Source organism: Mycobacterium sp. NGS61, assembly GCF_059812325.1.
This window is the reverse complement of sequence record NZ_JCALCL010000001.1, coordinates 679747-704274: the sequence shown is the minus strand read 5'-3', so window position 1 is coordinate 704274 and position 24528 is coordinate 679747. Positions and strand designations below refer to the sequence as shown.

Below are 24528 nucleotides of genomic sequence, written 5' to 3'. Positions count from 1 at the left end.
GCTTTTGAGGCGATGCCGAAGGTTCCGTTCCTGCGTTGGGATGAAGCGTTCCGCGCGTTGGAGGCGCTGACTTCGTTGTGGTCGTCGACGGGCCTGCCGTCGGTGGGCGCCGGTGCCGCGCAGGCGGCCGCGGTGCCCTACCGGACGCTGTTGGCGACGTTGCAGCAACTGCTCGTCGGCAACGAGGTGACCGTTCGCATCGGTGATCACGACGTGGTGCTGACGGTGACCGAACTGGAGTCGGAGCTGGACCCGCAGGGCCTGCCGGTCGGCCAATTGGGCGAGGTCCGGGTGGCCGCACGCGACATCAGATGGGACGAGAACCGGCTGCAGAGCGCCGTCGCCGTGCTGCGCAACGTGCACATCCGCCCGGGTGTCCCGCCGCTGGTGGTGGCGGCTCCGGCAAACCTGTCGACGGCGCTTTCCGAGGAGGTTTTGGACGGAGTGCTGCGGCAGGTGGCTCCACAGCTGCGCAGCGAGTTGGGCAAGGACGGCACGGCCCGCCTGCGGTGGGCCCGGCAGCCGGCCTGGGGCGGGCTGGAGGTCGACGCCGACGTCACGGGCCGCACGCTGTGGCTGCGGCCGCGTGCGGTGGTGACCGGCCGGCACCGGTGGAAGCTGCCGGTGCGAACGCCCGCCTACCAGGTGCCGTTGCCCGAGCTGCCGCTCGGTCTGATGATCACCGGCGTCGAGCTCTCCTCGGACACCCTGCAGGTGTCCGGGTTGCTGCCGGAATGGCGGATGCAGTTGCCGCTGCGCGCGCTCGAGGAACTGCTCACCCGGCTCAGCCAGGGCGCGTTCAGCTTCAGCTGGCCCTCGCTGTGGTGGGGCTCCGACTAGCGGACGGATCTCCGGCCGGGAACGGCCGGATCACGGCACGGCACGAGCTCCGTATCGGTTCGGCAACGCGTGTTTGCCCGGATCGTATGCGCCGATACCGTTCGAAATCGTCACGCAGAAGCGGGCATTGATGAGGGGATACGGCGTTGCGGCACTTGGAGCGTTTCAGCGTTGCGGTTGCGGTCAGCGCGGGCCTGTGCGGGGCTGCGCTGGCGTTGAGTCCCGACGGTGCCGCCACCCCGCTGCGAACGGGCGGCGCGGGCTGCGTCGACCAGCTCGCGGCGGCCGCGCCGGTAGCGCCGATGGCGTTGCCGGGCCCCGTCGCAGCACCGGTGCCGCTGGCGCCGGTCGTACCCGCGGTGCCGCTCGCGCCTGTCGCGCCGCCGCTGCCGGTCGCGCCGATCGTGCCGATCGCCGGGGCGGGCGCGCTGCCCGCCGACGGTCTGGCGGCCGCACCGCTGAGCAAGGCCGCGGGTGCGGGCAAGGGGGTGCCCACGAGTGCACCGCCGGCGCTGGCCGCCGATCCGGTGGTGTTGCCGGGCCCGCCGGTGCCGGTGGCCCTCGCCCAGGAACAGCCGATCTCCGCTGTGCTGACCGGGTCGACCCTGACGGCGACCGGGTGCGCTGCCATCGCCGGTCCGACCCGGTGACGGTTACGACGGTTTGAGCTGGCGCACGGTGTCGGCGACCTTTTCTTCCCTGACCTCGCCCGCCTGCACGATCACCGGGTCGCCGACGTTGACGGTGTCGTAGTACCACTCGGCGTCGGCCGGGCTCAGGCTGATGCAGCCGTGACTGACATTGTCCAATCCCATCGACTGGACCGCCCACGGAGCCGAGTGCACGAACAGACCGCGGCTGGTGATGCGCACCGCGTAGTCGACTTTGAGTTGGTAGCCGTCGGGGTCGTCGACCGGGATGCCCACCGAACTCGAATCCATCAGCACCGAGCGGTCTTTGGCGAGCACGGTGTAGTTGCCGACCGGGGTCGCGAACTCGGGTCTGCCCATCGAAGCCGGCAGCACCCCGTCCTCACCGAAATGCGGCCGGTGGTGCGGTGCCGGCCGCGGTGGCGGGGGTCCCGTCTCGACGCCGTCGATGCGCACGGTGAAGGTGTGATTCGCGATGTCGGCAACACCGACCACCTTCGGTCCGGTGGCGAACTCGGTGCGCAGCCCGCCCACCGACAGCGCGATGGTGCTGTGCGCCGGCCAGTATCGGTCCGGAACCCACTGCACGACCCGGCTGTCGACCCATTCGAACCGTCCCGTCATCGCCGGGGTCGCCGTCACGTCCAACGCGCGCTGCGCGGCCTGGCGATCGGTGACGGGATGCCCGAAGGTGACCACCACCGGGTGTGCGACACCCACCACCGCCCCGCGTGCCGGTAGCACCGAGGCGATGTCGAACACGCTGTGCGGTGTGCTGACCGCCGTCAGCGTGACGCCGGCCGGACTGGTGAACACCGTCGCGGAAATCCCGATCGCCACGAACAGAGACCGAATTGCCGCCCGCATCGCGCACTCCCGATTGGTTGCTGCTGTGTTGTCGGTCGGATCGTAGGATGCGCGACACCGGCGAACGGGTAAGCGCGCGTTGGTAAGTCGGTCAGGGTTTGGTTACAGCTCGGTCTCCGTCCGAACATGTCAGTCTTCGGCGCCACACTGGGACCATGCTTGATCTGATGCTGCCGCTGCAGTGCGGCGGGTGCGGGGCCCCCGCGGTGCGCTGGTGCGACGGGTGTGCCCGCGAGCTGGCGGTGTCGGCGGGGGAGCCCGTGGTGGTGAGCCCCCGCGTGGACCCCGGGGTGCCGGTGTTCGCGCTGGGCCGGTACCGCGGTGCCCGGCGGCAGGCCATCCTGGCGCTCAAGGAGCGCGGCCGCCGCGATCTGGTGGCACCGTTGGCGTACGCGCTGGCCGTCGCGGTGCACCGGCTGCTGAGCTGGGGGATGGTGGACATCCCGGTGACGGTGGTCCCCGCGCCGACGCGGCGGTCGGCGGCCCGCCGGCGCGGCGGCGACCCGGTCGCCCGGCTGGCCAGGGTGGCGGTGGCCGGTCATCCCGGCATCCGCGTCGCCGAGGTGTTGCGGCTGCGGGCGCTGGTGCGCGACTCGGTGGGCCTGGGCACCTCGGCGCGGGAACACAACATCGCCGGCCGCGTGGTGTTGCGTGTGCCGCCACCGCGCGGTGAGGTGTTGCTCATCGACGATGTCGTCACCACCGGGGCCACCGCGGCCGAGTCCGTTCGGGTGCTGCAGGCGGCCGGGGTTGCGGTGGTGGCGGTGCTGGCTGTCGCGGCGGCCTGACCGCTGCGCCGGGCGTCACCGCAGGGCGAACGTGAAGAACTCGCAACAGGTCTGCGAATTGGGTGGCACGGTAAGGCGAACACGGGCTAACGTCGAAAGCAGATTCCCGACTCACAGTCGCTGTATTGCCAGGTTGAGCAACACCCGCGGGAGGAGGTGAGTATTCGACTTCTAGCTCCGGCGGGCAGCCTGCGACGGTGGCTTCTCCAGAACCGTTCTAACCCCGTCGGCGCGTAGCTGAGTGCCGGGCACGCAGAGTGCGTGTGACGTGAAAAGAGAAACGAGTTGTCAAGAATGTCAAGGCTTTCCGTGGATTCCCAGCAGGTTCTGGACAAGGCTGATTCTGCAGGAACTGAAGACCAGGCCGAACCGACCGCCACTGCCGAGATCGTGTTCGAGGGCCGCAACGTTGAGATCCCCGACCATTTCCGCCTTTACGTGTCACAGAAACTCGCCCGCTGCGAGCGGTTCGACAAGTCCATCTACCTGTTCGATGTTGAACTCGACCACGAACGCAACCGCCGCCAGCGCAAGGCATGTCAGCGCGTGGAGATCACCGCCCGCGGCCGCGGCCCGGCGGTGCGCGGTGAGGCCTGTGCCGACAGCTTCTACGCCGCACTGGAATCCGCGGTCGTCAAACTGGAGAGCCGGCTGCGGCGCGGCAAGGACCGCCGCAAGGTGCACTACGGCGACAAGACCCCGGTGTCGCTGGCCGAGGCCACCGCGGTAGTGCCGCCGGAAAACGCCTTCAACTCGGCTCCGGCCGAGCCGCACGACCACGACGGCGTCGATCCCGAACCCATCGAGCACCTGCCGGGTCGGGTGGTGCGCACCAAGGAGCACCCGGCCACGCCGATGACGGTCGACGACGCGTTGTACGAGATGGAGCTCGTCGGGCACGACTTCTTCTTGTTCTTCGACAAGGAGACCGAGCGACCCTCCGTGGTGTACCGACGGCACGCCTACGACTACGGCCTGATCAGATTGGCCTGATCACCCCGTCACCTAGGATGGGGGTCGCTCAAGACGAACGACTCCCACCCAATAGGGGAACAAGCTGTGCTGTCGCGATTGCTGCGCCTCGGTGAAGGCCGCATGGTCAAGCGCCTCAAGAAGGTCGCCGACTATGTCAACACGTTGTCCGACGACGTGGAGAAACTCACCGACGCCGAATTGAAGGCCAAGACCGACGAGTTCAGGAAGCGTCTGGACAAAGACGAGACCCTCGAGGATCTGCTGCCCGAAGCGTTCGCGGTGGCCCGCGAAGCCGCGTGGCGGGTGCTCGACCAGCGGCCGTTCGACGTGCAGGTGATGGGCGCGGCCGCGCTGCACCTGGGCAACGTCGCGGAGATGAAGACCGGGGAAGGCAAGACGCTGACCTGCGTGTTGCCGGCGTACCTGAACGCGCTGGCGGGCAAGGGTGTGCACGTCGTCACCGTCAACGACTACCTGGCCAAACGCGACAGCGAGTGGATGGGCCGGGTGCACCGTTTCCTGGGCCTGGAGGTCGGGGTGATCCTGGCGCAGATGACGCCCGAGGAGCGCCGCGTCGCCTACAACGCCGACATCACCTACGGCACCAACAACGAGTTCGGCTTCGACTACCTGCGTGACAACATGGCCCACTCGCTCGACGACCTGGTGCAGCGCGGGCACAATTTCGCCATCGTCGACGAGGTCGACTCCATCCTGATCGACGAGGCCCGGACCCCGCTGATCATTTCCGGTCCGGCCGACGGCGCCTCCAACTGGTACACCGAGTTCGCGCGGCTGGCGCCGTTGATGCAGAAGGACACCCACTACGAGGTGGACCTGCGCAAGCGCACCATCGGTGTGCACGAGAAGGGCGTGGAGTTCGTCGAGGACCAGCTCGGCATCGACAACTTGTACGAGGCGGCCAACTCGCCGCTGGTCAGCTACCTCAACAACGCGTTGAAGGCCAAGGAGCTGTTCAACCGCGACAAGGACTACATCGTCCGCAACGGCGAGGTGCTGATCGTCGACGAGTTCACCGGCCGGGTGCTGGTCGGCCGGCGCTACAACGAGGGCATGCACCAGGCCATCGAGGCCAAGGAGCATGTCGAGATCAAGGCCGAGAACCAGACGCTGGCCACCATCACGCTGCAGAACTACTTCCGGCTGTACGACAAGCTCGCCGGCATGACCGGTACCGCCCAGACCGAGGCGGCCGAGCTGCACGAGATCTACAAGTTGGGCGTGGTCCCGATCCCGACGAACAAGCCGATGATCCGCGAGGACCAGGGCGACCTGATCTACAAGACCGAAGAGGCCAAGTACATCGCGGTGGTCGACGACGTCTCCGAACGCTACGAGAAGGGTCAGCCGGTGCTGATCGGCACCACCAGCGTGGAACGCTCGGAATACCTGTCTCGCCAGTTCACCAAGCGGCGCATCCCGCACAACGTGCTCAACGCCAAGTACCACGAGCAGGAAGCGGGCATCATCGCCGAGGCGGGCCGGCGCGGCGGCATCACCGTGGCCACCAACATGGCCGGCCGCGGTACCGACATCGTGCTGGGCGGCAACGTCGACTTCCTCACCGACAAGCGGCTGCGCGAGCGCGGCCTGGACCCCATCGAGACGCCTGAGGAGTACGAAGAGGCCTGGCACCAGGAGCTGCCGAAGGTCAAGGAGGAAGCCTCCACAGAGGCCAAGGAAGTCATCGAGGCCGGTGGTCTCTACGTGCTGGGCACCGAACGCCACGAGTCGCGGCGCATCGACAACCAGCTGCGTGGTCGGTCCGGTCGGCAGGGTGACCCCGGGGAGTCGCGCTTCTACCTGTCGTTGGGCGACGAGTTGATGCGCCGGTTCAACGGCGCGGCGCTGGAGAGCCTGCTGACCCGGTTGAACCTGCCCGACGACGTGCCGATCGAAGCCAAGATGGTCACCCGGGCGATCAAGAGCGCCCAGACCCAGGTTGAGCAGCAGAACTTCGAGATGCGCAAGAACGTGCTGAAGTACGACGAGGTGATGAACCAGCAGCGCAAGGTCATCTACGCCGAACGAAAGCGGATTCTGGAGGGCGAGAACCTGCAGGAGCAGGCGAAGGAGATGCTGACCGACGTCATCACCGCGTACGTGGACGGTGCCACCAGCGAGGGCTACGCCGAGGACTGGGACCTCGACGCGTTGTGGACCGCGCTCAAGACGCTCTACCCGGTGGGCATCGACCATGAGTCGCTGATGCACCCCGACGACGACTCCGACCGCGACGACCTGACCCGCGAAGAACTGCTCGAGGCGCTGCTCGCCGATGCGGAAAAGTGTTATGCGGCAAGGGAAGCCGAGCTGGAACAGCTAGCCGGCGAGGGCGCTATGCGCCAGCTGGAGCGCAACGTGCTGCTCAACGTCATCGACCGCAAGTGGCGCGAGCACCTCTACGAGATGGACTACCTCAAGGAGGGCATCGGCCTGCGCGCGATGGCTCAACGCGACCCGCTGGTGGAATACCAGCGCGAGGGTTACGACATGTTCATGGCCATGCTCGACGGCATGAAAGAGGAGTCGGTCGGTTTCCTGTTCAACGTCAGCGTGGAGGCGGTGCCCGCCCCGCAGGTCGAACTGACCCCGGTCGACGCGCCGGAGGGCTTGGCGACTCTGGGCAGCCCGGAGGCCGCGGACGAAGCTGCGGGCCAACCGGCGCCGGCCGTCAAGGAACCGGTGAGCACGTTGCGGGCCAAGGGAATCGACAACGACGACGACCGACCCGCGCTGACCTATTCAGGTCCGTCGGAGGACGGGTCGGCGCAGGTGCAGCGCAACGGTGGTGCGGCGGCCAAGACGACCGCCGGCGCCGCGAGTGGCGGCAGCCGTCGGGAACGGCGGGCTGCTGCGCGCCAGCAGGGACGCGGTGCCAAGCCGCCCAAGTCGGTGAAGAAGCGCTGAGCATCCGGAAAAGTTGTTGCCCGGCACTGACTCTCACGGGTGGCCCGGTCAGCCGATCTGCAGGGCGACCACCAGCCACTGTCCCGGCGCGGACACCCGTTCCACCCGACCGGCGATCGCGTGCAGCCGTTCCCCACGGCTGTAGCAGCCGAACACCTCGGCCGCGGAGCCCCCGGTGGGCTGTAGCCGCATCTTGCGCAGCACCGCGGCGCCGGCCTGTCCGGTAACCGTGCGGCTCACCGCCTGTACGGCGTCGACCAGATCCGGTGTCAGCACCGCACGCAGCTGCCCAGCCGGGCGGCGCCGGTCGATGACTTCGAGCACCCGACGCAGCGCGGCGTCGGCGAACACCGCGGCCTGACGCATCTGCGCGTCCAGCGGCACGCCGTCCGGCTGGCGCTGCGGGCGCGGACGGGCCGGCCGCGGCGGCGCGTGCGATGATGGTCCACACCGCGGGAGGCCGCGGGTCGGGGGTTCGTAGTCGATCACCGGTGTGACGGCGACAGTGGGCAATGGGGCATCTCCAGACGCTTGTGACCGAGCAGCGCCTGAAGAGTGTCAGACGGTCGGGCCGTTGGGTATTCACTCGTCGGTCCTCATCCACAGGCCCGCTCGGCGCAGACGCCCGCCAGCCGATAGCGTGACCTGATATCCAGAATGCGAAACAGGAGGGCGTTGCGGCAATGGTGACCCGGTTGTCCACCGCGGACGCGTCGTTCTATCGACTGGAGAACACCGCGACCCCGATGTATGTCGGGTCGCTGTCGATCCTGCGCCGGCCGCGATCGGGTCTGAGCTACGAGACATTGCTGGCCACCGTCGAGAAGCGCTTGCCGCAGATACCGCGCTACCGGCAGAAGGTGCGCGAGGTCAAGGTCGGCATGGCCCGGCCGGTCTGGATCGACGACGCCGATTTCGACATCACGTATCACATTCGGCGCTCGGCCCTGCCGTCGCCGGGCAGCGACGAACAACTGCATGAACTCATCGCCCGCCTGGCTGCCCGGCCGCTGGACAAGTCGCGGCCGCTGTGGGAGATGTACCTGGTCGAGGGCCTGGCCAAGAACCGCCTCGCGCTCTACACCAAGTCGCACCAGGCGTTGATCAACGGCATGGGCGCCCTGGAGATCAACCACGTGATCGCCGACCGGACGCGTCGGGCACCGCCGTTCCCCGAAGACATCTGGGTGCCGGAACGCGACCCGGGGCACAGCCGGTTGGTGCTGGGTGCCATCGGGGAGTGGCTGGTGGGTCCCGGTACCCAATTGCAGGCCGTCGGCTCCGCGGTCGCGGGGCTGGTGACCAATTCCGGTCAGCTCGTCGACTCTGCCCGCCGGGTTTTCGACGTCGCGCGCACCGTGGCACGTGGCACCGCGCCCAGCAGCCCGCTCAACGCCACCGTGTCCCGCAATCGCCGCTTCACCGTCGCCCGGGGCAAGCTCGACGACTACCGGACGGTGCGGGCCCGCTACGAATGCGACATCAACGATGTGGTGCTGGCGGTGATAGCCGGTGCCCTGAGCAACTGGTTGATGTCGCGCGGTGAAGCCGTGACGCAGACCGCGGTGGTGCGGGCGATGGCGCCGCTGTCGGTGTATCCCGACGACCAGCTCGACCCGTCCGGACCGGGCCAGGCGATGAGCGAAGTGACCCCGTTCCTGGTGGATCTGCCGGTGGGGGAGGGCAACGCGGTGGTCCGGCTCTCCCAGATCGCGCACGCCACCGAATCGAACCCGACGGCCGCCAGCCTGGTGGACGCCCGCACCATCGTCACGCTGTCCGGTTTCGCGCCGCCGACGCTGCACGCAATGGGCATCCGGGTGGCGACCAGTTTCCCGACGCTGTCGCGCCAACCGTTCAACCTGCTGATCACCAACGCCCCCGGCGCCCAGTCGCAGATGTACATCGCCGGCACGAAGCTGCTGGAGACCTATGCGGTGCCGCCGCTGTTGCACAACCAGGCGCTGGCCATCAGCGTCACGTCCTACAACGGCATGCTCTACTTCGGCATCAACGCCGACCGCGACGCGATGAGCGACGTGGACCTGCTGCCGGGGTTGTTGCAGCAGTCGCTGGACGAGCTGCTGGGCGCTTCCCGCTAGTTTCGGCCGGAATCGGCGGGTACCGATAACATCCGTTGATGTGAGCACCCCGAACAAGGCCGGCGCGTCGCCGAAGACGAAGAAGAAGAAGTCGGCCGCACCCACCGTGCAGAAGATCCCCAACGACATCTACGAAGCCGAATTGTTCAGGCTGCAAACCGAATTCGTGAAATTGCAGGAATGGGTGCGGCACACCGGTGCCCGGCTGGTGGTGATCTTCGAAGGCCGCGACGCCGCGGGCAAAGGCGGTGCGATCAAGCGGATCACCGAATACCTCAGCCCCCGCATCGCCCACGTCGCCGCGCTGCCGGTGCCGACCGGCCGGGAACGCGGACAGTGGTATTACCAGCGCTACATCGCCCATCTGCCCACCAAAGGCGAAATCGTGCTGTTCGACCGCTCGTGGTACAACCGCGCCGGCATCGAAAAGGTGATGGGATTCTGCACACCGCACGAGCATGCGCTGTTCCTGCGGCAGACCCCGATCTTCGAGCAGATGCTGATCGACGACGGGATCCTGTTGCGCAAGTACTGGTTCTCGGTGTCGGATACCGAACAGTTGCGCCGGTTCAAGGCCAGGCTCAATGACCCTGTGCGGCAATGGAAGCTGTCCCCGATGGATCTGGAATCGGTGTACCGGTGGGAGGACTACTCGCGCGCCAAGGACGAGATGATGGTGCATACCGATACCCCGGTCAGTCCCTGGTACGTGGTGGAATCCGACATCAAGAAGCATGCACGGCTGAACATGATGGCCCACCTGCTCTCGACCGTGAACTACTCGGAGGTGGAAATCCCGAAGGTCACCCTGCCGGACCGTCCCGTGGTGACCGGCAACTACCAGCGGCCGGCGCGTGAGCTGCAGAAGTTCGTCACCGACCACGTGGCGACTCTGATGTCATGACACGGGTCCACATCCCGGCGACCCTGGGCATGCTGCAGCAGCTCGTCGCCGGCGGGTCGTTGCGTCCGGTCAACGGCACCGCCTTTGCGGTCACCCCGGCGTTGCGCGAGTCCTATGCCGAGGGCGACGACGACGAGCTTGCCGAGGTGGCGCTGCGCGAAGCGGCGCTGGCCTCGCTGCGGCTGTTGGCCGCTGCGGAGGACGGCGCGCTGCCGCTGCGCCGGGTGGTGCTGGAGGCCGACGTGGATGAGGTGGCCTTCCGTCCCGATCTGGACGACGCGGTCGTCAGGATCGACGGGTCGATTCGGCTGGAACGGGTAATCGCGGCATATGTGGACAATGCGGACGCGGAGCCGGCCGTCAGGGCGGCGATGGCCGTGATCGATGCCGCCGATCTCGGGGACGAGGATGCCGAGCTGACCGTCGGCGACGCCCAGGATCATGATCTGGCCTGGTACGCCAACCAGGAGCTCCCGTTCCTGCTCGAGCTACTGTGACGCCGCTCTGGCTACGGTACCGTAACTTACGGTACCGTAGGTTGGGTCAGACGCGGCCGGAGCACGAGCAGGAGCTTCTTTTCATGAGCACAAAGCACGCGGCGCTCACCGCCAGGGTCGTCAACACCACCCGGGCGAGCGTTGCCGGGGCCGAGCAGCATCCCGGCTGGCACGCGCTGCGCCAACTGGCCGCGCGCATCACCACCCCGCTGCTGCCCGACGACTACCTGCACCTGGCCAACCCGCTGTGGTCGGCTCGCGAGCTCCGCGGCCGCATCCTGGAAGTCCGCCGCGAGACCGAGGATTCGGCCACCCTGGTCATCAAGCCGGGGTGGGGCTTCAGTTTCGACTACCAGCCGGGCCAGTACATCGGCATCGGGCTGCTGGTCGACGGGCGTTGGCGCTGGCGGTCGTATTCGCTCACCTCGAGTCCGGCCGCGGGTTCCGATTCGGCCCGGACGATCACGATCACCGTCAAGGCCATGCCGGAAGGCTTCCTGTCCACCCACCTGGTGGCCGGTGTCGAACCGGGAACCATCGTGCGACTGGCCGCACCGCAGGGCAACTTCGTGCTGCCGGATCCGGCGCCGTCGTCCATCCTCTTCCTCACCGCCGGGTCCGGGATCACGCCGGTGATGTCGATGCTGCGCACGTTGGTGCGCCGCGACCAGATCACCGATGTCGCACACCTGCATTCGGCGCCCACCGGCTCCGACGTGATGTTCGCCGACGAGTTGGCCGGGTTGGCCGACGATCATCCCGGCTATCGCCTGTCCGTGCGCGAGACCCGCTCGCGGGGCCGGCTCGACCTGTCCCGGCTCGACGACGAGGTACCGGACTGGCGCGACCGGCACACCTGGGCCTGCGGCCCCGAGGGCATGCTCAGCCAGGCCGAGAAGGCGTGGTCGGCGGCCGGCGTCGGTGATCGGCTGCACCTGGAGCGGTTCGCGGTGTCCAGGGCCGCGCCGGCGGGAGCGGGTGGGACCGTGACCTTCGCCCGCAGCGGCAAGAGTGTCGCCGCCGATGCGGCGACGTCGGTGATGGATGCCGGGGAAGGTGCCGGCGTGCAGATGCCGTTCGGCTGCCGCATGGGCATCTGTCAGTCGTGCGTGGTGGAGTTGCTGGACGGGCACGTCCGTGACCTGCGCACCGGCGTCGAGCACGATCCGGGCCATCGCGTCCAGACCTGCGTGTCGGCCGCATCCGGCGACTGCGTGGTCGATATCTAGAGTTACCGACAGGTAACCTACGGAGTCGTAGGTTACTATTGCGTAGGCCCGGGTACGCCCTAAGCACAACAGACGCAGGGAGAACTTATGGCGATCACCGACGTCGAAGAATTCGCACATCTGACCGACGCCGACATCGAAAACCTGGCTTTCGAACTCGATGCCATCCGCCAGGACATCGAAGACTCGCGCGGGCAGCGCGACGCCCGCTATATCCGTCGCACCATCGCCGCGCAACGCGCGCTCGAAGTGGCCGGGCGGGTGATGCTGGCCGCCAGCAAACGGCGGTCGGCATGGTGGGCGGGCACCGCCACGCTCGGTGTGGCCAAGATCATCGAGAACATGGAGATCGGCCACAACGTCATGCACGGCCAGTGGGACTGGATGAACGACCCGGAGATCCACTCCTCGACCTGGGAGTGGGACATGAGCGGGTCGTCCAAGCACTGGCGCTACACGCACAATTTCGTGCACCACAAGTACACCAACATCCTGGGTATGGACGACGACGTCGGCTACGGCCTGCTGCGGGTCACCCGTGACCAGCGCTGGAAGCGCTTCAACCTGATGAATCTCGTCTACAACACCTTGCTCGCGCTGCTGTTCGAATGGGGTGTCGGCCTGCAGCACGTGGAAATCGGCAAAATCGTCAAGAAGCGAATGGAGCACGGCGAGGCCCGCCAGCGCATCGACGAATTCCTGGCCAAGGCAGGTCGCCAGGTGCTCAAGGACTACCTCGCGTTCCCAGCGCTCACCTCGCTGTCGCCCGGCGCGACCTACACCTCGACGCTGAAGGCGAACGCGACGGCGAACGTGATTCGCAACGTGTGGGCCAACGCCGTCATCTTCTGCGGGCACTTCCCCGACGGCGCCGAGAAGTTCACCAAGACGGACATGGTCGGCGAGACCAAGGGCCAGTGGTACCTGCGGCAGATGCTGGGTAGCGCCAACTTCGAGGGTGGCTGGTTGCTGCGCTTCATGAGCGGCAACCTGTGCCACCAGATCGAGCACCACCTGTATCCCGACCTGCCCAGCAACCGGCTGCACGAGATCTCGCTGCGCGTCAGCGAGATCTGCGACAAGTACGACCTGCCCTACACCACCGGGTCGTTCCTGGTGCAGTACGGCAAGACGTGGCGCACCATCGCCAAGCTGTCGTTGCCGGACAAGTACCTGCGCGACGACGCCGACAACGCGCCGGAGACCCGCAGCGAGCGGATGTTCGTCGGCCTGGAACCGGAGTTCACCGGGACCGACCCGACGACCGGCCGCCGCCGCGGGCTGAAATCCGCCATCGCGGCCGTGCGCGGGTGGCGGCAATCCAAGCGTGCCGCCGCAGCGGCGGTCAACGGTGAGTTGGCCGCATAACCGGTAGGCGCCGCCATACTGGAGACCGTGCAGGTCTTCGCCGGACAGCAGGTGTCGCACTGGGACTTCCCGCGCAACACCGGCAGCGTCGCGTTGATGACCGAGTTCGGTTGCGCGAACGGGCTCGTCGTCGAGGATGTCCTGCGCGGGTCCGGGCTGACCGAGGCCGACCTGCACGACCCGGGCCGGATGATCGTCGGCCGCCAGGAGCTGGCGGTGGTGACCAATCTGGTGAGCCTGCTGGGCAACCCGGCCGGCCTCGGGGTGCGGGTGGGCGGAAGTTACCACGTCGGCTCGTTCGGGATCTTCGGGTTCGCCTGCCTGACCAGCTCGACGCTGGGCGACGCGGTCCGGTTCGCCGCCCGGTTCTACGAGCTCAGCTACGGCTTCGGCCTGCCCAGCGTGACGGTGGAGGGACCGGTTGCGGCGCTGCGGCTCGACCTGCCCGATCTGACCGGTCCCGTCGCCGAGTTCCTGGTGCGCCGCGACCTCGCGGCGATCGGCCGGGTGATGGCCGAGCTGCTGGGCGGTCCGCTGCCGCTGATGTCGATCGAGTTCGCCGGTGCGGCCCCGCCGTCCGGGGACACCGCGGTGCGGGAGGTATTCGGGGTGGTCCCGCGATACCAGGCGCCCGCCAATGTGGCGCGCTGGCCGGCCGCGCTACTGGAAAACCGGTTGCCCCAGGCCAGCGAGATGAGCGTGACCATCTGCGAGCAGCAGTGCACCGCTCTGCTGGAACGCCGACGGCAGCGCACCGGGGTGGCCCGGCAGGTCCGGGACCGGTTGGCATCTCTGGACGACAAGATCGACGGTAAAACCCACACCATCGCCAGCGTCGCCCGGCAGCTCGCCATGAGCGAGCGCACCCTGCGCCGCCGGCTGGCCGAGGAAAACACCACCTTCCGGGACCTGGTTGAGGAAGTGCACCGGGTGCTGGCCGAAGAGCTGCTGGCCACCGGTGCGCTGTCGGTGGACGATGTCGCGCTGCGGCTGGGCTACGCGGAGGCGACGAGTTTCATCGCTGCGTTCAAACGCTGGACCGGCACCACACCTGCGCGCTACCAGCGTTCGGTGGCGCCCCGGGAACGGTTCGTGGCCGGAATTATGGATTCAGCGTCCGCGATCGCCTTCCGGTGACGTGCCATAGCTCGTAATTTCAAAGCATGCGATTTCGTCCCCGTGTCCTGGTAATCGGCGCCGGCTTCGGAGGCCTGGCCGCCGCATACGAACTCTCCCACGACGGTCTCGCCGACGTCACCGTGCTGGAGAAGGCCGACGACATCGGCGGTGTGTGGCGGGAGAACACCTATCCCGGCGCCGCCTGCGACGTCCCGTCGAATCTGTACTCCTATTCCTTCGCCCGCAAGAACGACTGGGGGCGCCGCTACGCCGAGCAACCCGACATCCTGGGCTACATCCACGACACCGCCGAGCAGTTCGGCCTGCGCGAGCTGGTCCGGACCGGGGTCGAGGTCACCTCCGCCGAATACGACGACGGCACCGCCACTTGGCGGGTGACCACCGCATCCGGCGAAGTCCTGGAAGCCGAGGTGCTGGTACCGGCAGTGGGCCAGCTGTCGCGTCCCTCGCTGCCGAACATCCCGGGACTGGACTCGTTCACCGGGCCGTCCTTCCACTCCGCGCAGTGGCGCCACGACGTCGACCTGACCGGCCGGCGGGTCGCGGTGCTCGGCACCGGGGCGTCGGCCATCCAGTTCGTTCCGCGCATCCGCCAAACTGCCGGACAGGTCACCATCTTCCAACGCTCCGCGCCCTACGTGGTGCCGAAGGTGGACCGGGCCTACACCGACCGGCACCACGCCGCGTTCGAGAAGGTGCCCGGCTGGGCTGCCGCCATGCGTGGCGTGATCTGGGAGACCACCGAACTGCTGGGCCTGGCCCTGACCAGGGCCAAACCCCTGGCCCGGATGCTGCAGGCGCTGGCGTCGTCGAACCTGAAGCGGCACATCAAAGATCCGGAGCTGCGGGCCAAGCTCACCCCCGACTACCCGATCGGGTGCAAGCGGGTGCTGTTCAGCAGCGACTGGTATCCGGCGCTGGCCAGCGACAACGTCGACGTGCAGACCGAAGAGATCACCGAGGTGACGCCGACGGGGGTGCGTACCGCCGACGGCCGGCTGCACGAGGTGGACGTGATCATCTACGGCACCGGCTTCAAGGCCACCGAGTTTCTCGCGCCGATGACGATCACCGGCCGCGGCGGACGGGACCTGAACGCCGAGTGGGCCGACGGTGCCCGCGCACACCTCGGCATCGCGGTCACCGGCTTCCCGAACATGTTCCTGATCTACGGCCCCAACACCAATCTCGGCAGCAGCTCGGTCATCCTGATGATGGAGCAGCAGGCCGGCTACATCCGTCAGATCGTGACCGAGCTCGCCCGCCGCGGACCCGGGCGCGCCTTCGAAGTCCGGCCCTCCGTCGAGCGGGCCTACGACGCCGAAGTCCAGGCCCGCCTCGACAAGGGTGTGTGGACCGGTTGCGACTCGTGGTATCGCACCGCGTCCGGCCGGGTAACCACCAACTGGCCCGGGCTGGTGCACGAATATCAGCGTCGCACCCGGACCGCAGCCCTCGGCGATTTCCAGGAGGTGTTGTCGCGTGAGTCAAGCCTCGTTTGACTATGACGTGCTGGTCATCGGATCCGGTTTCGGGGGCAGCGTCACCGCGCTGCGGCTCAGCGAAAAGGGTTACCGGGTAGGCGTTCTCGAGGCCGGACGCCGGTTCCGGGACGAGGACTACGCGGTGAACAGCTGGCACGTCCGCGATTACCTGTTCAAGCCCTCGATCGGGTGTTACGGCATCCAGCGCATCGACGTGCTCACCGACGCGGTGGTGCTCAGCGGCGCCGGGGTCGGCGGCGGCTCGCTGGTATACGCGAACACGCTCTACCAGCCCGGCGACGGGTTCTTCGCCGACCCGCGCTGGAGCGGCATCACCGACTGGAAGGACGAACTGCTGCCCTGGTACGACCAGGCCAAGCGGATGCTGGGCGTCGAGACCTACCCGCGGACCACGCCGTCGGACAAGGTGATGCTGAAGATCGCCACCGATCTCGGCGTCGCCGACACGTTCCACGCCACCCCGGTCGGGGTGTGTTTCACCGGGTCCGACGGCAAGCTGGCCGAGCCGGGCGCCCCGGTGGGCGACCCGTACTTCGGCGGGGCCGGCCCGGACCGCAACGCCTGCCGGCACTGCGGCGAATGCATGACCGGGTGTCGGCACAACGCTAAGAACACGCTGGTCAAGAACTATCTCTACCTGGCCGAGAACCTCGGCGCGACGGTCCACCCGCTGACCACCGTCGTCGACGTGCGGCCCCGCGCCGGCGGCGGGTACGACGTGGTGACCCGCCGCACCGGCGGCAAACTGCGGCGCCGACGGCGTGTTTTCACCGCCGAGCAGGTGGTGTTCTCCGCAGCTGCCCTGGGCACCCAGCGGCTGCTACACAAGCTGCGCGACCGCGGCAGCCTGCCGCACATCTCGCCCAAGCTCGGCGAGCTGTCCCGGACCAATTCCGAGGCGATCCTGGCCGTGCGGGCCCGTCGCGACGACGTGGACTATTCCGAGGGTGTCGCGATCACGTCCTCCATCCACCCGGACGACCACACCCACGTCGAGCCCTGCCGTTACGGCCACGACTCGAACCTGATGGGGCTGATGGGCACCGTCCTGGTCGACGGATTGGACGGGGGGAGGCGATGGCGGACCGGGATGAAAGAGCTTGTCCGCCAACGTCGGGACCTGCGCCGGCTGCTCAACCCGAAGCGCTGGTCGGAGCAGACCATTCCGCTGCTGGTCATGCAAACCCACGACAATTCGCTGACCACCTACACCCGCCCCTGGCTGTTCGGGCGCCGGATGAAATCCCGGCAAGGCGTGGGCGAGCCGAACCCGACCTGGATCCCGGTCGGTCACGAAGTCGCCCGGCGCGCGGCCGAGCACCTCGACGGCATCGCCGGCGGCGCTTGGGCGGACCTGGCGGACATCCCGATGACGGGGCACTTCATCGGCGGCTGCGTGATCGCCGAATCGGCGGACTCCGGCGTGGTGGACCCCTACCACCGCATGCACGGCCACCCCGGGTTGCACGTCATCGACGGGTCCACGATCACCGCCAACCTGGGCGTCAACCCGTCCCTGACCATCACCGCGCTGGCCGAGCGGGCCACCTCGCTGTGGCCGAACAAGGGCGAGTCGGACCCGCGGCCGCCGCTGGGGTCACCTTACGAACGCATCGCCCCGGTGGCGCCGGTCCGGCCGGCCGTCCCGGTGACCGCGCCCGGCGCGCTGCGCTCCGAGCGGGACTACGCTCGCTGACATGCTTGCCGCGTTCGGATTCGAGAACCTGGGTGTGGTCGTCGGGGACATGTACTTCGTCGACCCGAACCCGCGCACCGGCCAGGAGACCCCGGAACGGGGAGTCAGGCTGGAGCTGCGCATCGTCGACCGGGCCGACCCGCACGGATCGATCTACGCCGGCATCCCGATCGCCTTCAACCGCCCGGTGTGGCGGGTGGACCTGTTCGGCTCCACCGAAAGCCCGCCCGGCACGCTGGACCGGGCCCATCACCACCCCCGGTTCGACGGCTGGGAACCCGGCGGCCGGCACTTCGTCCCGGAGCTGTCCGCCGACCCCGTCGCCTGGCTGGCCGAGGAACTGGCCGACCCGCCCGCCGTGCTGGCCCGGGCCGGCATCGGTGCGGACCAGGTCAGCGGGGCCGACGTGGCCGGAATCGCCTCGGCGGCACCGGAAATCGTGGCCGCGGTGCAACGGATGCTCGACGGGGTGCGCGACGGGCATTTGGCGCCGTCGCCCCCCGAGCCGGTACCCGCCGCCCGCACCGGCTGGCTCTGACTGCCTCGAAATGACTCCGGTCATCATCGAATGCGCCATCAACGGCGTCACCCCCAAGTCGGTCAATCCCCAGGTGCCGGTGACGCCTTCGGAGATCGCCGCGGACGCGCTGGCGTGCATCGAGGCGGGCGCGGCGATCATTCACAACCACATCGACCTGCATGGGGTCGGCGTGGCAGAAGCGGCCGAACGCTACCTCGAGGGATGGCGGCCGGTCCTGGCCGCCCGACCCGACGCGTTGCTGTACCCGACGGTGCATTTCGGTGCGGAGCTCTCGATCTCCTACGAACACCTGGTGCCGCTGGCCGCGGCCGGGCTGCGCGTGGGGCTCACCGACCCCGGATCGGTCAATCTCGGCGGCACCGACGCTGACGGGGTGCCGGCCGGAGATTTCGTCTACCGCAACTCATTTGAGACGATCGAGCGTGCTTTCCAGATCTGCCGCGAGGCCCGGCTCGGGCCCAGTCTGGCCATCTACGAACCCGGGTTCCTGCGGGCCGCGCTCGCGTGGTGGCGGGCGGGCCGGCTGCCGCAGGGGACGATGATCAAGCTCTACTTCGCCACCGAATCCGGTTACCTGGGCGCCCCTTTCGGGTTGCCGCCCACCGAGCGCGCACTCGACGCCTACCTGGAACTGCTCGACGGGTGCGACATTCCGTGGGCTGTTTCGGTGGTCGGCGGGGACTTGTGCGCTTGTCCGATCGCTGAGCTTGCGCTCGCACGCGGCGGCCACCTGCACCTGGGACTGGAGTTCTACCGCGGCGACCGGTCGCCGTCCAATGTCGAATTGGTGGCGGAAGCCGTTCGCCTGTGCGAACGTTCGGGCCGCTCGGTCGCAACGCCAGCGCAAGCGGCACGAATTCTGGCGCTAAGGTAGGTGTTCCGTGGCTGTATATGACTACATCGTCGTGGGAGCGGGATCAGCCGGATGTGCGGTGGCCGGAAGGCTTGCTGCGGAGTCGACGTCCCGGGTGCTGCTGGTCGAGGCCGGCGGTTCGGACCGGCGACTGGAGGTGCGCGCGCCGCTGGCGAACGTCCGGCTATTCGGCACCGCGCTGGACTGGTGCTACGAATCCGAGCCGGAGGCCGCCTGCGGCGATCGCCGGATGCCGTTGCACGCCGGTCGGGTGCTCGGCGGAACCAGCGCGATGAACATGATGGTGTGGGTCAAGGGCAGCCATCTCGACTACGACGACTGGCAACTGCCCGGCTGGTCGTGGACGGACGTGGCGCCGGTGTTCGCCCGAATTGAGCAGGGCCCGATGCGGATTGGGCGAAACCCCTGCCCCGACGAACTGTCGGGGCGGTTCGTCGCTGCGGCACGGGCGGCGGGCGTCTGCGCAGACGACGACGTCAGCGGACCCGAACTCGACGGAGCGGCGATCGCCCCGGTCAACATCCACCGAGGCCGGCGCTGGAGCACGCCGCGCGGCTATCTGCGCCGGCGGCCCAATTTGACCGTCCTGACCCGGGCCGAAGTCGGCAGGGTGATCATCCGTAAGGGCCGCGCCGTCGGCATCGAATACCGCCGTCAGGGACGGGGGAGTCGGGTCCAGCAGGCCTTCGCCGGCCACGTCGTCGTGAGCGCGGGCGCCTACCGCACGCCACACTTGCTGCAGCTGTCCGGTATCGGTCCCGCCGACCATTTGCGAAGCGTTGGAATCAATCCGGTCATCGACAATCCCCTGGTCGGTCAGGGCCTCACCGACCACCCGCACGCCTGGGCGATCTGGTCCCTCGCGCCGGGCTACGTCGGCCTATCGGACGCGTCGCACCCGAAATGGTTGCTGCAGTGGGTATTCGGCCGCAGCGGCAAGCTCGCGAACAGCGGCGTCGAGGCGGTCGCCCACATCCGGTCGACACCAGAGCTGCCGGCCTGCGACTTTCAGTTGATGACCATCCTCGCCGACACCACGGCCGATCCAGCAGCGGACACGCTGAAACCCGCTCTGTCGATTGGACATTCGTACTGGACGCCGAAGAGTCGTGGCGAGGTGTTGACACGCTCATCGGATCCCGCGACGCCACCGGTGATCCGGATGAATCTGCTCTCCGAGCGCGAGGATGTCGAAGCGCTGATCCGCGCTGTGCGGCGCACGCGCGAAATCATGGCCACCGAACCGATCGCGTCCGCCCTCGGACCGGAGCTGCTGCCGGGTCCCGGTACGGACCTCGAGTCGTGCATCAGGCAGACCGCGATCACCACCTACCATCCGGCCTGCACTGTTGCGATGGGCACGCACCCCGAGAGTCCCCTCGACGAGCATCTGCGGGTGCGCGGCGTCGACAATCTGCGGGTCGCCGATGCATCGGCGCTACCCCGGATTCCGCGCGCGAATACCAATGCTGCCGCCATCATGATCGGCGAACGCTGCGCGGACTTCCTGCTCGCCTGATCAGACGCGTCGGATCCGTCCGAGTGGTGCGCTGATTGCGGGGTTCCATTCGTTCGCGCGAGCGACCCCACATGCACGGTTTTCGCGGCGTTTTACCGTACTTGTGGGGCCGCTCGGCAAGGGAAACTCACCGCGCGACGTCTCACCCCTCCCTCAGGGTGGCCAGCAACCGCCGGGCCGCACCGACACGGCGCACCGCGGTGCCGGTGAGCAGGTCCAGCGCGCATTCCGGATCGGCCGGCGGACCCATGTGTCCGCAGCCGCGCGGGCAGTCCTCGATGGCCTCAGCGAGATCGTTGAACGACTTCAGCACGTCGTCGGGTTTGATGTGGGCCAGGCCGAACGATCGAATGCCGGGGGTGTCGATCACCCACCCCCCGTTTTGCAGCGGCAGTGCGACCGACTGGGTCGAGGTGTGCCGGCCCCGCCCAATGTCGGTGACGTTGCCCACCGCCCGATCCGCCTCGGGCACAAGGCGATTCACCAGTGTCGACTTGCCGACTCCGGAGTGCCCGAGCAGCACTGTGATCGTGTCGTCGAGCAGGTCTGCCACCGCGAGCAGAGGGTCGTCGACGCCGGCGACGACCACGGTGAGGTCCAGGTCGACGTATTGTTCGGCGAACGGTTCGGGTGGGGCGAGGTCGGTCTTGGTCAGGCACAGGATCGGCGTCAGCCCGCCGGTGTAGGCGGCGATCAGTGCGCGATCGACCAGGCCGGTGCGGGGTGGCGGGTCGGCGAGTGCCACCACCATGAGCAGTTGGTCGGCGTTGGCCACGATCACGCGTTCGGTGGGGTCATCATCATCGGCGGTGCGCCGCAACACCGTTCGCCGCGGACCCCGCCGCACGATGCGGGCCAGGGTGTCGGTGCGCCCGGACAGGTCGCCGACGATGTCGACGTCGTCACCGACCACGATCGGGGTGCGGCCCAGTTCGCGCGCCCGCATCGCCGTGACCCTGCGATCGGGTTGCCCGCCCAGCACGCACCCCCAGCGGCCGCGGTCGACGCTGACCACCATGGCGGCCTCGGCGTCGGCGTGCTGCGGACGGGTCTTGGTCCGGGGCCGCGATCCCTTGCCGGACCGGACCTTGACGTCGGACTCGTCGTAGTCGCCAGTTCTCAAGCGCTGCTTACCATTTCGGTCCACAGTTGGGGAAACTCCGGCAGCGTCTTGGTGGTGGCGCCGATGTCGTCGACCGTCACGCCGGGGACCCGCAACCCGACGATCGCGCCAGCCATTGCCATCCGGTGATCGGCGTAGGCGCGCCAGAGCCCGGGTTGCAACGGACCGGCGGTGATCACCAGGCCGTCGTCGGTCTCCCGGCAATCACCACCCAGGCGGTTGATCTCAGTGCTCAGGGCGGCCAGCCGGTCGGTCTCGTGCCCGCGCAGATGCGCGATCCCGCTCAGGTGCGACACCGATCCCGGCGCCGCCAGCGCCGCCAGCGCCGCCACCGAAGGCGCCAGTTCGCCGACGTCGCGCAGGTCGATGTCGAACCCGTCGTATCCGGGGGAACCCTGCACCTCCAGAGCCGAATCACCCTGCTCGACAACCGCATTCAGCTTGGCCAACACGTCCAGGATGTGCTCGGCGGGTTGCACGCTGGTTGCCGGCCAGCCGGTGATGCGCACGGAACCTCCGGTGACCACGGCGGCGGCCAGGAACGCGACCGCGTTGGTCAGGTCCGGCTCGACCTGCCAGTGCCGGGCCTGCACCGTGCCCGGATGCACGTGCCAACGATTGCCCACCGAGTCGTCGACGTCGACGCCGGCCTGGCGCAGCATCGCCACCGTCATCGCGATGTGCGGCGCCGAGGGCAGCGACTCACCCGTGTGCTGCACGGTCAGGCCGTCGGTGAACGACGCCCCGGACAGCAACAGGCCCGAGACGAACTGCGAGGACGCCGAGGCGTCAATGGCCACCGTCCCGCCGGCCACCGAACCACTGCCCTGCACGCGGAACGGCAACCCGGTCCCGTCGACCGGCACGCCCAGACCCCGCAGCGCATCCAGCAGGGGCGCGATGGGTCGGGAACGAGCCTGCTCGTCGCCGTCGAACGTGACCGGGGTGGCGCTGAGTGCGGCCAGCGGGGGGACGAAGCGCAGCACGGTGCCGGCCAGTCCGCAGTCGATGCGGGTATCGGGGCCGGGTTCGATGCGGCCGTCCACCGTCAGGTCGGTGCTGGTGCCGTCGACGCGCAGGCCCAGGGCTCGCAGCGCCCCGATCATCAGGTCTGTGTCACGGCTGCGCAAGGCTCCGGCAATGGTCGACGTGCCGGCGCCGAGCGCCGCCAGAATCAAGGTGCGATTCGTTTGCGACTTCGAGCCCGGGACGGTCACGGTCGCGTGCACCGGGGCCGGTGCGGACGGGGCCTGCCATGCGCTCACCGCTCCATCATCTCGTGTCGGTGGCTTCTGCCAACATGGAGATATGTGTGGACGTTTTGCAGTCACCACCGATCCGGCACTGCTGGCCGAGAAAATCAAGGCGATCGACGAAGCGACCGGTACCTCCGAGCGCAGTTCGGAGCCCAATTACAACGTGGCACCCACCACTGCCATCGCGACCGTGGTGACCCGGCACGACGAGCCGGACGACGAGGCCACCCGCCGGGTGCGGTTGATGCGCTGGGGCCTGCTGCCGCCCTGGGTGAAAGCCGGCCCGGACGGTGCGCCGGACACCAAAGGCCCCCTGCTGATCAATGCCCGCGCCGATAAGGTCGCCACGTCGCCGGCCTTCCGCGGCTCGGCAAAGAGCAAACGCTGCCTGGTCCCGATGGACGGTTGGTATGAATGGCAGCCCAATCCGGAGACCGGCAAGTCGCCCAAGACACCGTTTTTCATGCACCGCAACGACGGTGAGCCGTTGTTCATGGCTGGGCTGTGGTCGGTGTGGAAGCCAGACAAGCAGGCGGATCCGCTGCTGAGTTGCACGATCATCACCACCGACGCGGTCGGTGAACTGGCTGAAATCCACGACCGGATGCCGCTGATCCTGGCCGAGGACGAGTGGGATGCCTGGCTGGATCCGGACGCACCGCTGGACCCCGACCTGCTGGCCCGTCCGCCGGACATCGGCGGCATTGCGGTGCGCCAGGTGTCGACGCTGGTCAACAGCGTCCGCAACAACGGGTCGGAGCTGTTGCAGCCGGCCGAGTCGCAGCCTGGGCAGATGACTTTGCTGTAGGCGCGTCCTCGAGACCATGCGGCGCCTCCTGGCGGGCTCAGGATTGCCGATCAACGCAGCACCGTGCCACCGTCGATGTTGATCACCTGCCCATTGATCCACTCGCCTTCCGCGGATAACAGAAAGGCGACCAAGGCCGCGATGTCATCGGGAGCGCCGACGCGGTGTCCTCGAATCCGTTTGAGTGCACCGGCTTGCAGTTGTGACCACTGCGGGGCGGCACGGATCGCGTCGGTGGCGGTGAAGCCCGGTGCGACGGCGTTGCAGCGGATCCCCTCCTTGCCCCACCGGGCAGCGACGTGTCTGGTCAGTGCGCCGATGCCGGCATTGGCGGTGGCATAGGCCGGACGCGCGGGCTCGCCCTGGAAGGCCGCCGCCGACGACATGTTCACGATCGCCCCGCCGCCCCGGTCCAGCATGTGCGGGATGGCGTACTTCATGGCAGCGACGTACCCACGCAGGTTGACCGCCATGACGCGATCCCACACGTCGAACTCGATGTCGACGACGTCGGTGTCGGCGCGCAAGGTCGACATGTCCGCGCCCACGTTGAACAACAGGTCGACACCACCGAAAGTCGTTGTTGCGCAGTCCATCAGCGCGGCCACGGAGTCCGTGTCGGACAAGTCGAAGACAACATGCGACGCCGTACCGCCTGCCGCGACGATGCGCTCGGCGGTCTGCCGGGCGGCACCGGCGGCGACGTCACCCACCACCACCGGGCATCCTTCGTCGCCCAGCCGTGCCGCCGTCACCGCCCCGATGCCCGTGGCGCCGCCCACCACGACAGCGACCCGGTCGGCCAGGCCGCGCAGTCCCATGGTTACCCCTCTCGGGTCTTGACTTTCACCTTCAGGACTGTAAAGGATCGCACCTCATGGCTGAGATCGATCGAGCGCGGCCCGGGTTCGGCGA

The 24528-nt window shown here is 68.2% G+C and carries 22 protein-coding genes; 17 read left to right on the top strand and 5 right to left on the bottom strand.

Translation table 11 applies throughout. The features are described 5' to 3' along the window. Positions 1-12: 12 nt before the first annotated feature. Together AC5Y3Z_RS03425 and AC5Y3Z_RS03420 are read left to right on the top strand one after the other, a co-directional pair. Entirely contained in the window at positions 13-840 is an 828-nt protein-coding gene (locus AC5Y3Z_RS03425; RefSeq protein WP_463828268.1) for an LmeA family phospholipid-binding protein, read from the top strand. Between the two features lie 146 nt (positions 841-986). Beyond that, positions 987-1490, top strand: coding sequence for a hypothetical protein (locus tag AC5Y3Z_RS03420; RefSeq protein WP_463828267.1), 504 nt, complete (start codon positions 987-989; stop codon positions 1488-1490). 3 nt (positions 1491-1493) lie between these two features. Here the strand turns inward: AC5Y3Z_RS03420 and AC5Y3Z_RS03415 are convergent, their stop codons facing one another. Next, on the bottom strand, positions 1494-2357 hold the full coding sequence (locus AC5Y3Z_RS03415) for a L,D-transpeptidase (RefSeq protein ID WP_463828266.1): 864 nt from the start codon (positions 2355-2357) through the stop codon (positions 1494-1496). Between the two features lie 155 nt (positions 2358-2512). On the opposite strand from AC5Y3Z_RS03415, the gene AC5Y3Z_RS03410 reads away from it, so the two are divergent. From AC5Y3Z_RS03410 to secA, 3 genes are all read left to right on the top strand, one after another. Beyond that, positions 2513-3145: a ComF family protein gene (locus AC5Y3Z_RS03410; RefSeq protein WP_473139246.1), complete on the top strand. Its 633-nt coding sequence runs from the start codon at positions 2513-2515 to the stop codon at positions 3143-3145. Positions 3146-3454: 309 nt separating this feature from the next. Next, complete coding sequence (gene hpf / locus AC5Y3Z_RS03405; protein ID WP_463828352.1) at positions 3455-4138, top strand: ribosome hibernation-promoting factor, HPF/YfiA family; 684 nt, start codon at positions 3455-3457, stop codon at positions 4136-4138. Between the two features lie 66 nt (positions 4139-4204). Next, positions 4205-7051: a preprotein translocase subunit SecA gene (secA, locus tag AC5Y3Z_RS03400; RefSeq protein ID WP_463828264.1), complete on the top strand. Its 2847-nt coding sequence runs from the start codon at positions 4205-4207 to the stop codon at positions 7049-7051. Positions 7052-7099: 48 nt separating this feature from the next. On the opposite strand, the gene AC5Y3Z_RS03395 is transcribed toward secA, so the two are convergent. Beyond that, a complete protein-coding gene (locus tag AC5Y3Z_RS03395) occupies positions 7100-7564 on the bottom strand; it encodes an Rv3235 family protein (protein ID WP_463828263.1) in 465 nt (154 codons plus the stop codon). A gap of 170 nt (positions 7565-7734) precedes the next feature. Here AC5Y3Z_RS03395 and AC5Y3Z_RS03390 point away from each other — a divergent pair, with 170 nt between their 5' ends. The 11 genes from AC5Y3Z_RS03390 (at position 7735) to AC5Y3Z_RS03340 (ending at position 20426) form a co-directional block, all read left to right on the top strand. Then, positions 7735-9153, top strand: coding sequence for a WS/DGAT/MGAT family O-acyltransferase (locus tag AC5Y3Z_RS03390; RefSeq protein ID WP_473139245.1), 1419 nt, complete (start codon positions 7735-7737; stop codon positions 9151-9153). A 40-nt stretch (positions 9154-9193) separates the two neighbouring features. Beyond that, positions 9194-10057: a polyphosphate kinase 2 gene (gene ppk2, locus AC5Y3Z_RS03385; RefSeq protein ID WP_463828261.1), complete on the top strand. Its 864-nt coding sequence runs from the start codon at positions 9194-9196 to the stop codon at positions 10055-10057. Then, positions 10054-10554, top strand: a complete 501-nt coding sequence (locus tag AC5Y3Z_RS03380) for a DUF6912 family protein (RefSeq protein WP_473139244.1) — start codon at positions 10054-10056, stop codon at positions 10552-10554. The genes ppk2 and AC5Y3Z_RS03380 overlap by 4 nt, the downstream gene beginning before the upstream one ends. 83 nt (positions 10555-10637) lie before the next feature. Next, positions 10638-11783 (top strand): ferredoxin reductase, encoded by a 1146-nt coding sequence (locus AC5Y3Z_RS03375; protein ID WP_463828259.1) that lies wholly within the window; start codon positions 10638-10640, stop codon positions 11781-11783. A gap of 87 nt (positions 11784-11870) precedes the next feature. Further along, positions 11871-13151 carry a fatty acid desaturase family protein gene (locus tag AC5Y3Z_RS03370; protein WP_473139243.1) on the top strand — a complete coding sequence of 427 codons (1281 nt, stop codon included), beginning with the start codon at positions 11871-11873 and terminating at the stop codon, positions 13149-13151. Positions 13152-13178: 27 nt separating this feature from the next. After that, on the top strand, positions 13179-14288 hold the full coding sequence (locus tag AC5Y3Z_RS03365) for an AraC family transcriptional regulator (protein ID WP_473139242.1): 1110 nt from the start codon (positions 13179-13181) through the stop codon (positions 14286-14288). A 26-nt stretch (positions 14289-14314) separates the two neighbouring features. Further along, on the top strand, positions 14315-15793 hold the full coding sequence (locus AC5Y3Z_RS03360; RefSeq protein ID WP_473139241.1) for a flavin-containing monooxygenase: 1479 nt from the start codon (positions 14315-14317) through the stop codon (positions 15791-15793). Continuing rightward, complete coding sequence (locus AC5Y3Z_RS03355; RefSeq protein WP_473139240.1) at positions 15774-17492, top strand: GMC oxidoreductase; 1719 nt, start codon at positions 15774-15776, stop codon at positions 17490-17492. Before AC5Y3Z_RS03360 ends, AC5Y3Z_RS03355 begins: the two co-directional genes overlap by 20 nt. A gap of 1 nt (position 17493) precedes the next feature. Beyond that, entirely contained in the window at positions 17494-18030 is a 537-nt protein-coding gene (locus AC5Y3Z_RS03350; protein WP_473139239.1) for a hypothetical protein, read from the top strand. 10 nt (positions 18031-18040) lie between these two features. Then, complete coding sequence (locus AC5Y3Z_RS03345; RefSeq protein ID WP_473139238.1) at positions 18041-18907, top strand: beta-keto acid cleavage family enzyme; 867 nt, start codon at positions 18041-18043, stop codon at positions 18905-18907. 7 nt (positions 18908-18914) lie between these two features. Then, positions 18915-20426 carry a GMC family oxidoreductase gene (locus AC5Y3Z_RS03340; protein ID WP_473139237.1) on the top strand — a complete coding sequence of 504 codons (1512 nt, stop codon included), beginning with the start codon at positions 18915-18917 and terminating at the stop codon, positions 20424-20426. 142 nt (positions 20427-20568) lie between these two features. On the opposite strand, the gene rsgA is transcribed toward AC5Y3Z_RS03340, so the two are convergent. Both rsgA and aroA read right to left on the bottom strand, forming a co-directional pair. Beyond that, complete coding sequence (gene rsgA, locus AC5Y3Z_RS03335) at positions 20569-21549, bottom strand: ribosome small subunit-dependent GTPase A (protein WP_473139236.1); 981 nt, start codon at positions 21547-21549, stop codon at positions 20569-20571. Next, entirely contained in the window at positions 21546-22814 is a 1269-nt protein-coding gene (gene aroA, locus AC5Y3Z_RS03330) for a 3-phosphoshikimate 1-carboxyvinyltransferase (RefSeq protein ID WP_473139235.1), read from the bottom strand. The genes rsgA and aroA overlap by 4 nt, the downstream gene beginning before the upstream one ends. 43 nt (positions 22815-22857) lie before the next feature. On the opposite strand from aroA, the gene AC5Y3Z_RS03325 reads away from it, so the two are divergent. Next, the gene (locus tag AC5Y3Z_RS03325) at positions 22858-23613 is read left to right on the top strand and encodes an SOS response-associated peptidase (protein WP_473139234.1); all 756 of its coding nucleotides are present in this window, start codon (positions 22858-22860) and stop codon (positions 23611-23613) included. Between the two features lie 50 nt (positions 23614-23663). On the opposite strand, the gene AC5Y3Z_RS03320 is transcribed toward AC5Y3Z_RS03325, so the two are convergent. After that, positions 23664-24434 (bottom strand): SDR family NAD(P)-dependent oxidoreductase, encoded by a 771-nt coding sequence (locus AC5Y3Z_RS03320; protein ID WP_473139233.1) that lies wholly within the window; start codon positions 24432-24434, stop codon positions 23664-23666. Positions 24435-24528 lie beyond the last annotated feature (94 nt).

Coding starts and splice junctions, on each gene's coding strand:
- AC5Y3Z_RS03425 (WP_463828268.1), top strand. CDS start 13: ATGCCGAAGGTTCCGTTCCTGCGTTGGGATGAAGCGTTCCGCGCGTTG.
- AC5Y3Z_RS03415 (WP_463828266.1), bottom strand. CDS start 2,357: ATGCGGGCGGCAATTCGGTCTCTGTTCGTGGCGATCGGGATTTCCGCG.
- AC5Y3Z_RS03410 (WP_473139246.1), top strand. CDS start 2,513: ATGCTTGATCTGATGCTGCCGCTGCAGTGCGGCGGGTGCGGGGCCCCC.
- AC5Y3Z_RS03390 (WP_473139245.1), top strand. CDS start 7,735: ATGGTGACCCGGTTGTCCACCGCGGACGCGTCGTTCTATCGACTGGAG.
- AC5Y3Z_RS03380 (WP_473139244.1), top strand. CDS start 10,054: ATGACACGGGTCCACATCCCGGCGACCCTGGGCATGCTGCAGCAGCTC.
- AC5Y3Z_RS03375 (WP_463828259.1), top strand. CDS start 10,638: ATGAGCACAAAGCACGCGGCGCTCACCGCCAGGGTCGTCAACACCACC.
- AC5Y3Z_RS03370 (WP_473139243.1), top strand. CDS start 11,871: ATGGCGATCACCGACGTCGAAGAATTCGCACATCTGACCGACGCCGAC.
- AC5Y3Z_RS03360 (WP_473139241.1), top strand. CDS start 14,315: ATGCGATTTCGTCCCCGTGTCCTGGTAATCGGCGCCGGCTTCGGAGGC.
- AC5Y3Z_RS03350 (WP_473139239.1), top strand. CDS start 17,494: ATGCTTGCCGCGTTCGGATTCGAGAACCTGGGTGTGGTCGTCGGGGAC.
- AC5Y3Z_RS03345 (WP_473139238.1), top strand. CDS start 18,041: ATGACTCCGGTCATCATCGAATGCGCCATCAACGGCGTCACCCCCAAG.
- AC5Y3Z_RS03325 (WP_473139234.1), top strand. CDS start 22,858: ATGTGTGGACGTTTTGCAGTCACCACCGATCCGGCACTGCTGGCCGAG.
- AC5Y3Z_RS03320 (WP_473139233.1), bottom strand. CDS start 24,434: ATGGGACTGCGCGGCCTGGCCGACCGGGTCGCTGTCGTGGTGGGCGGC.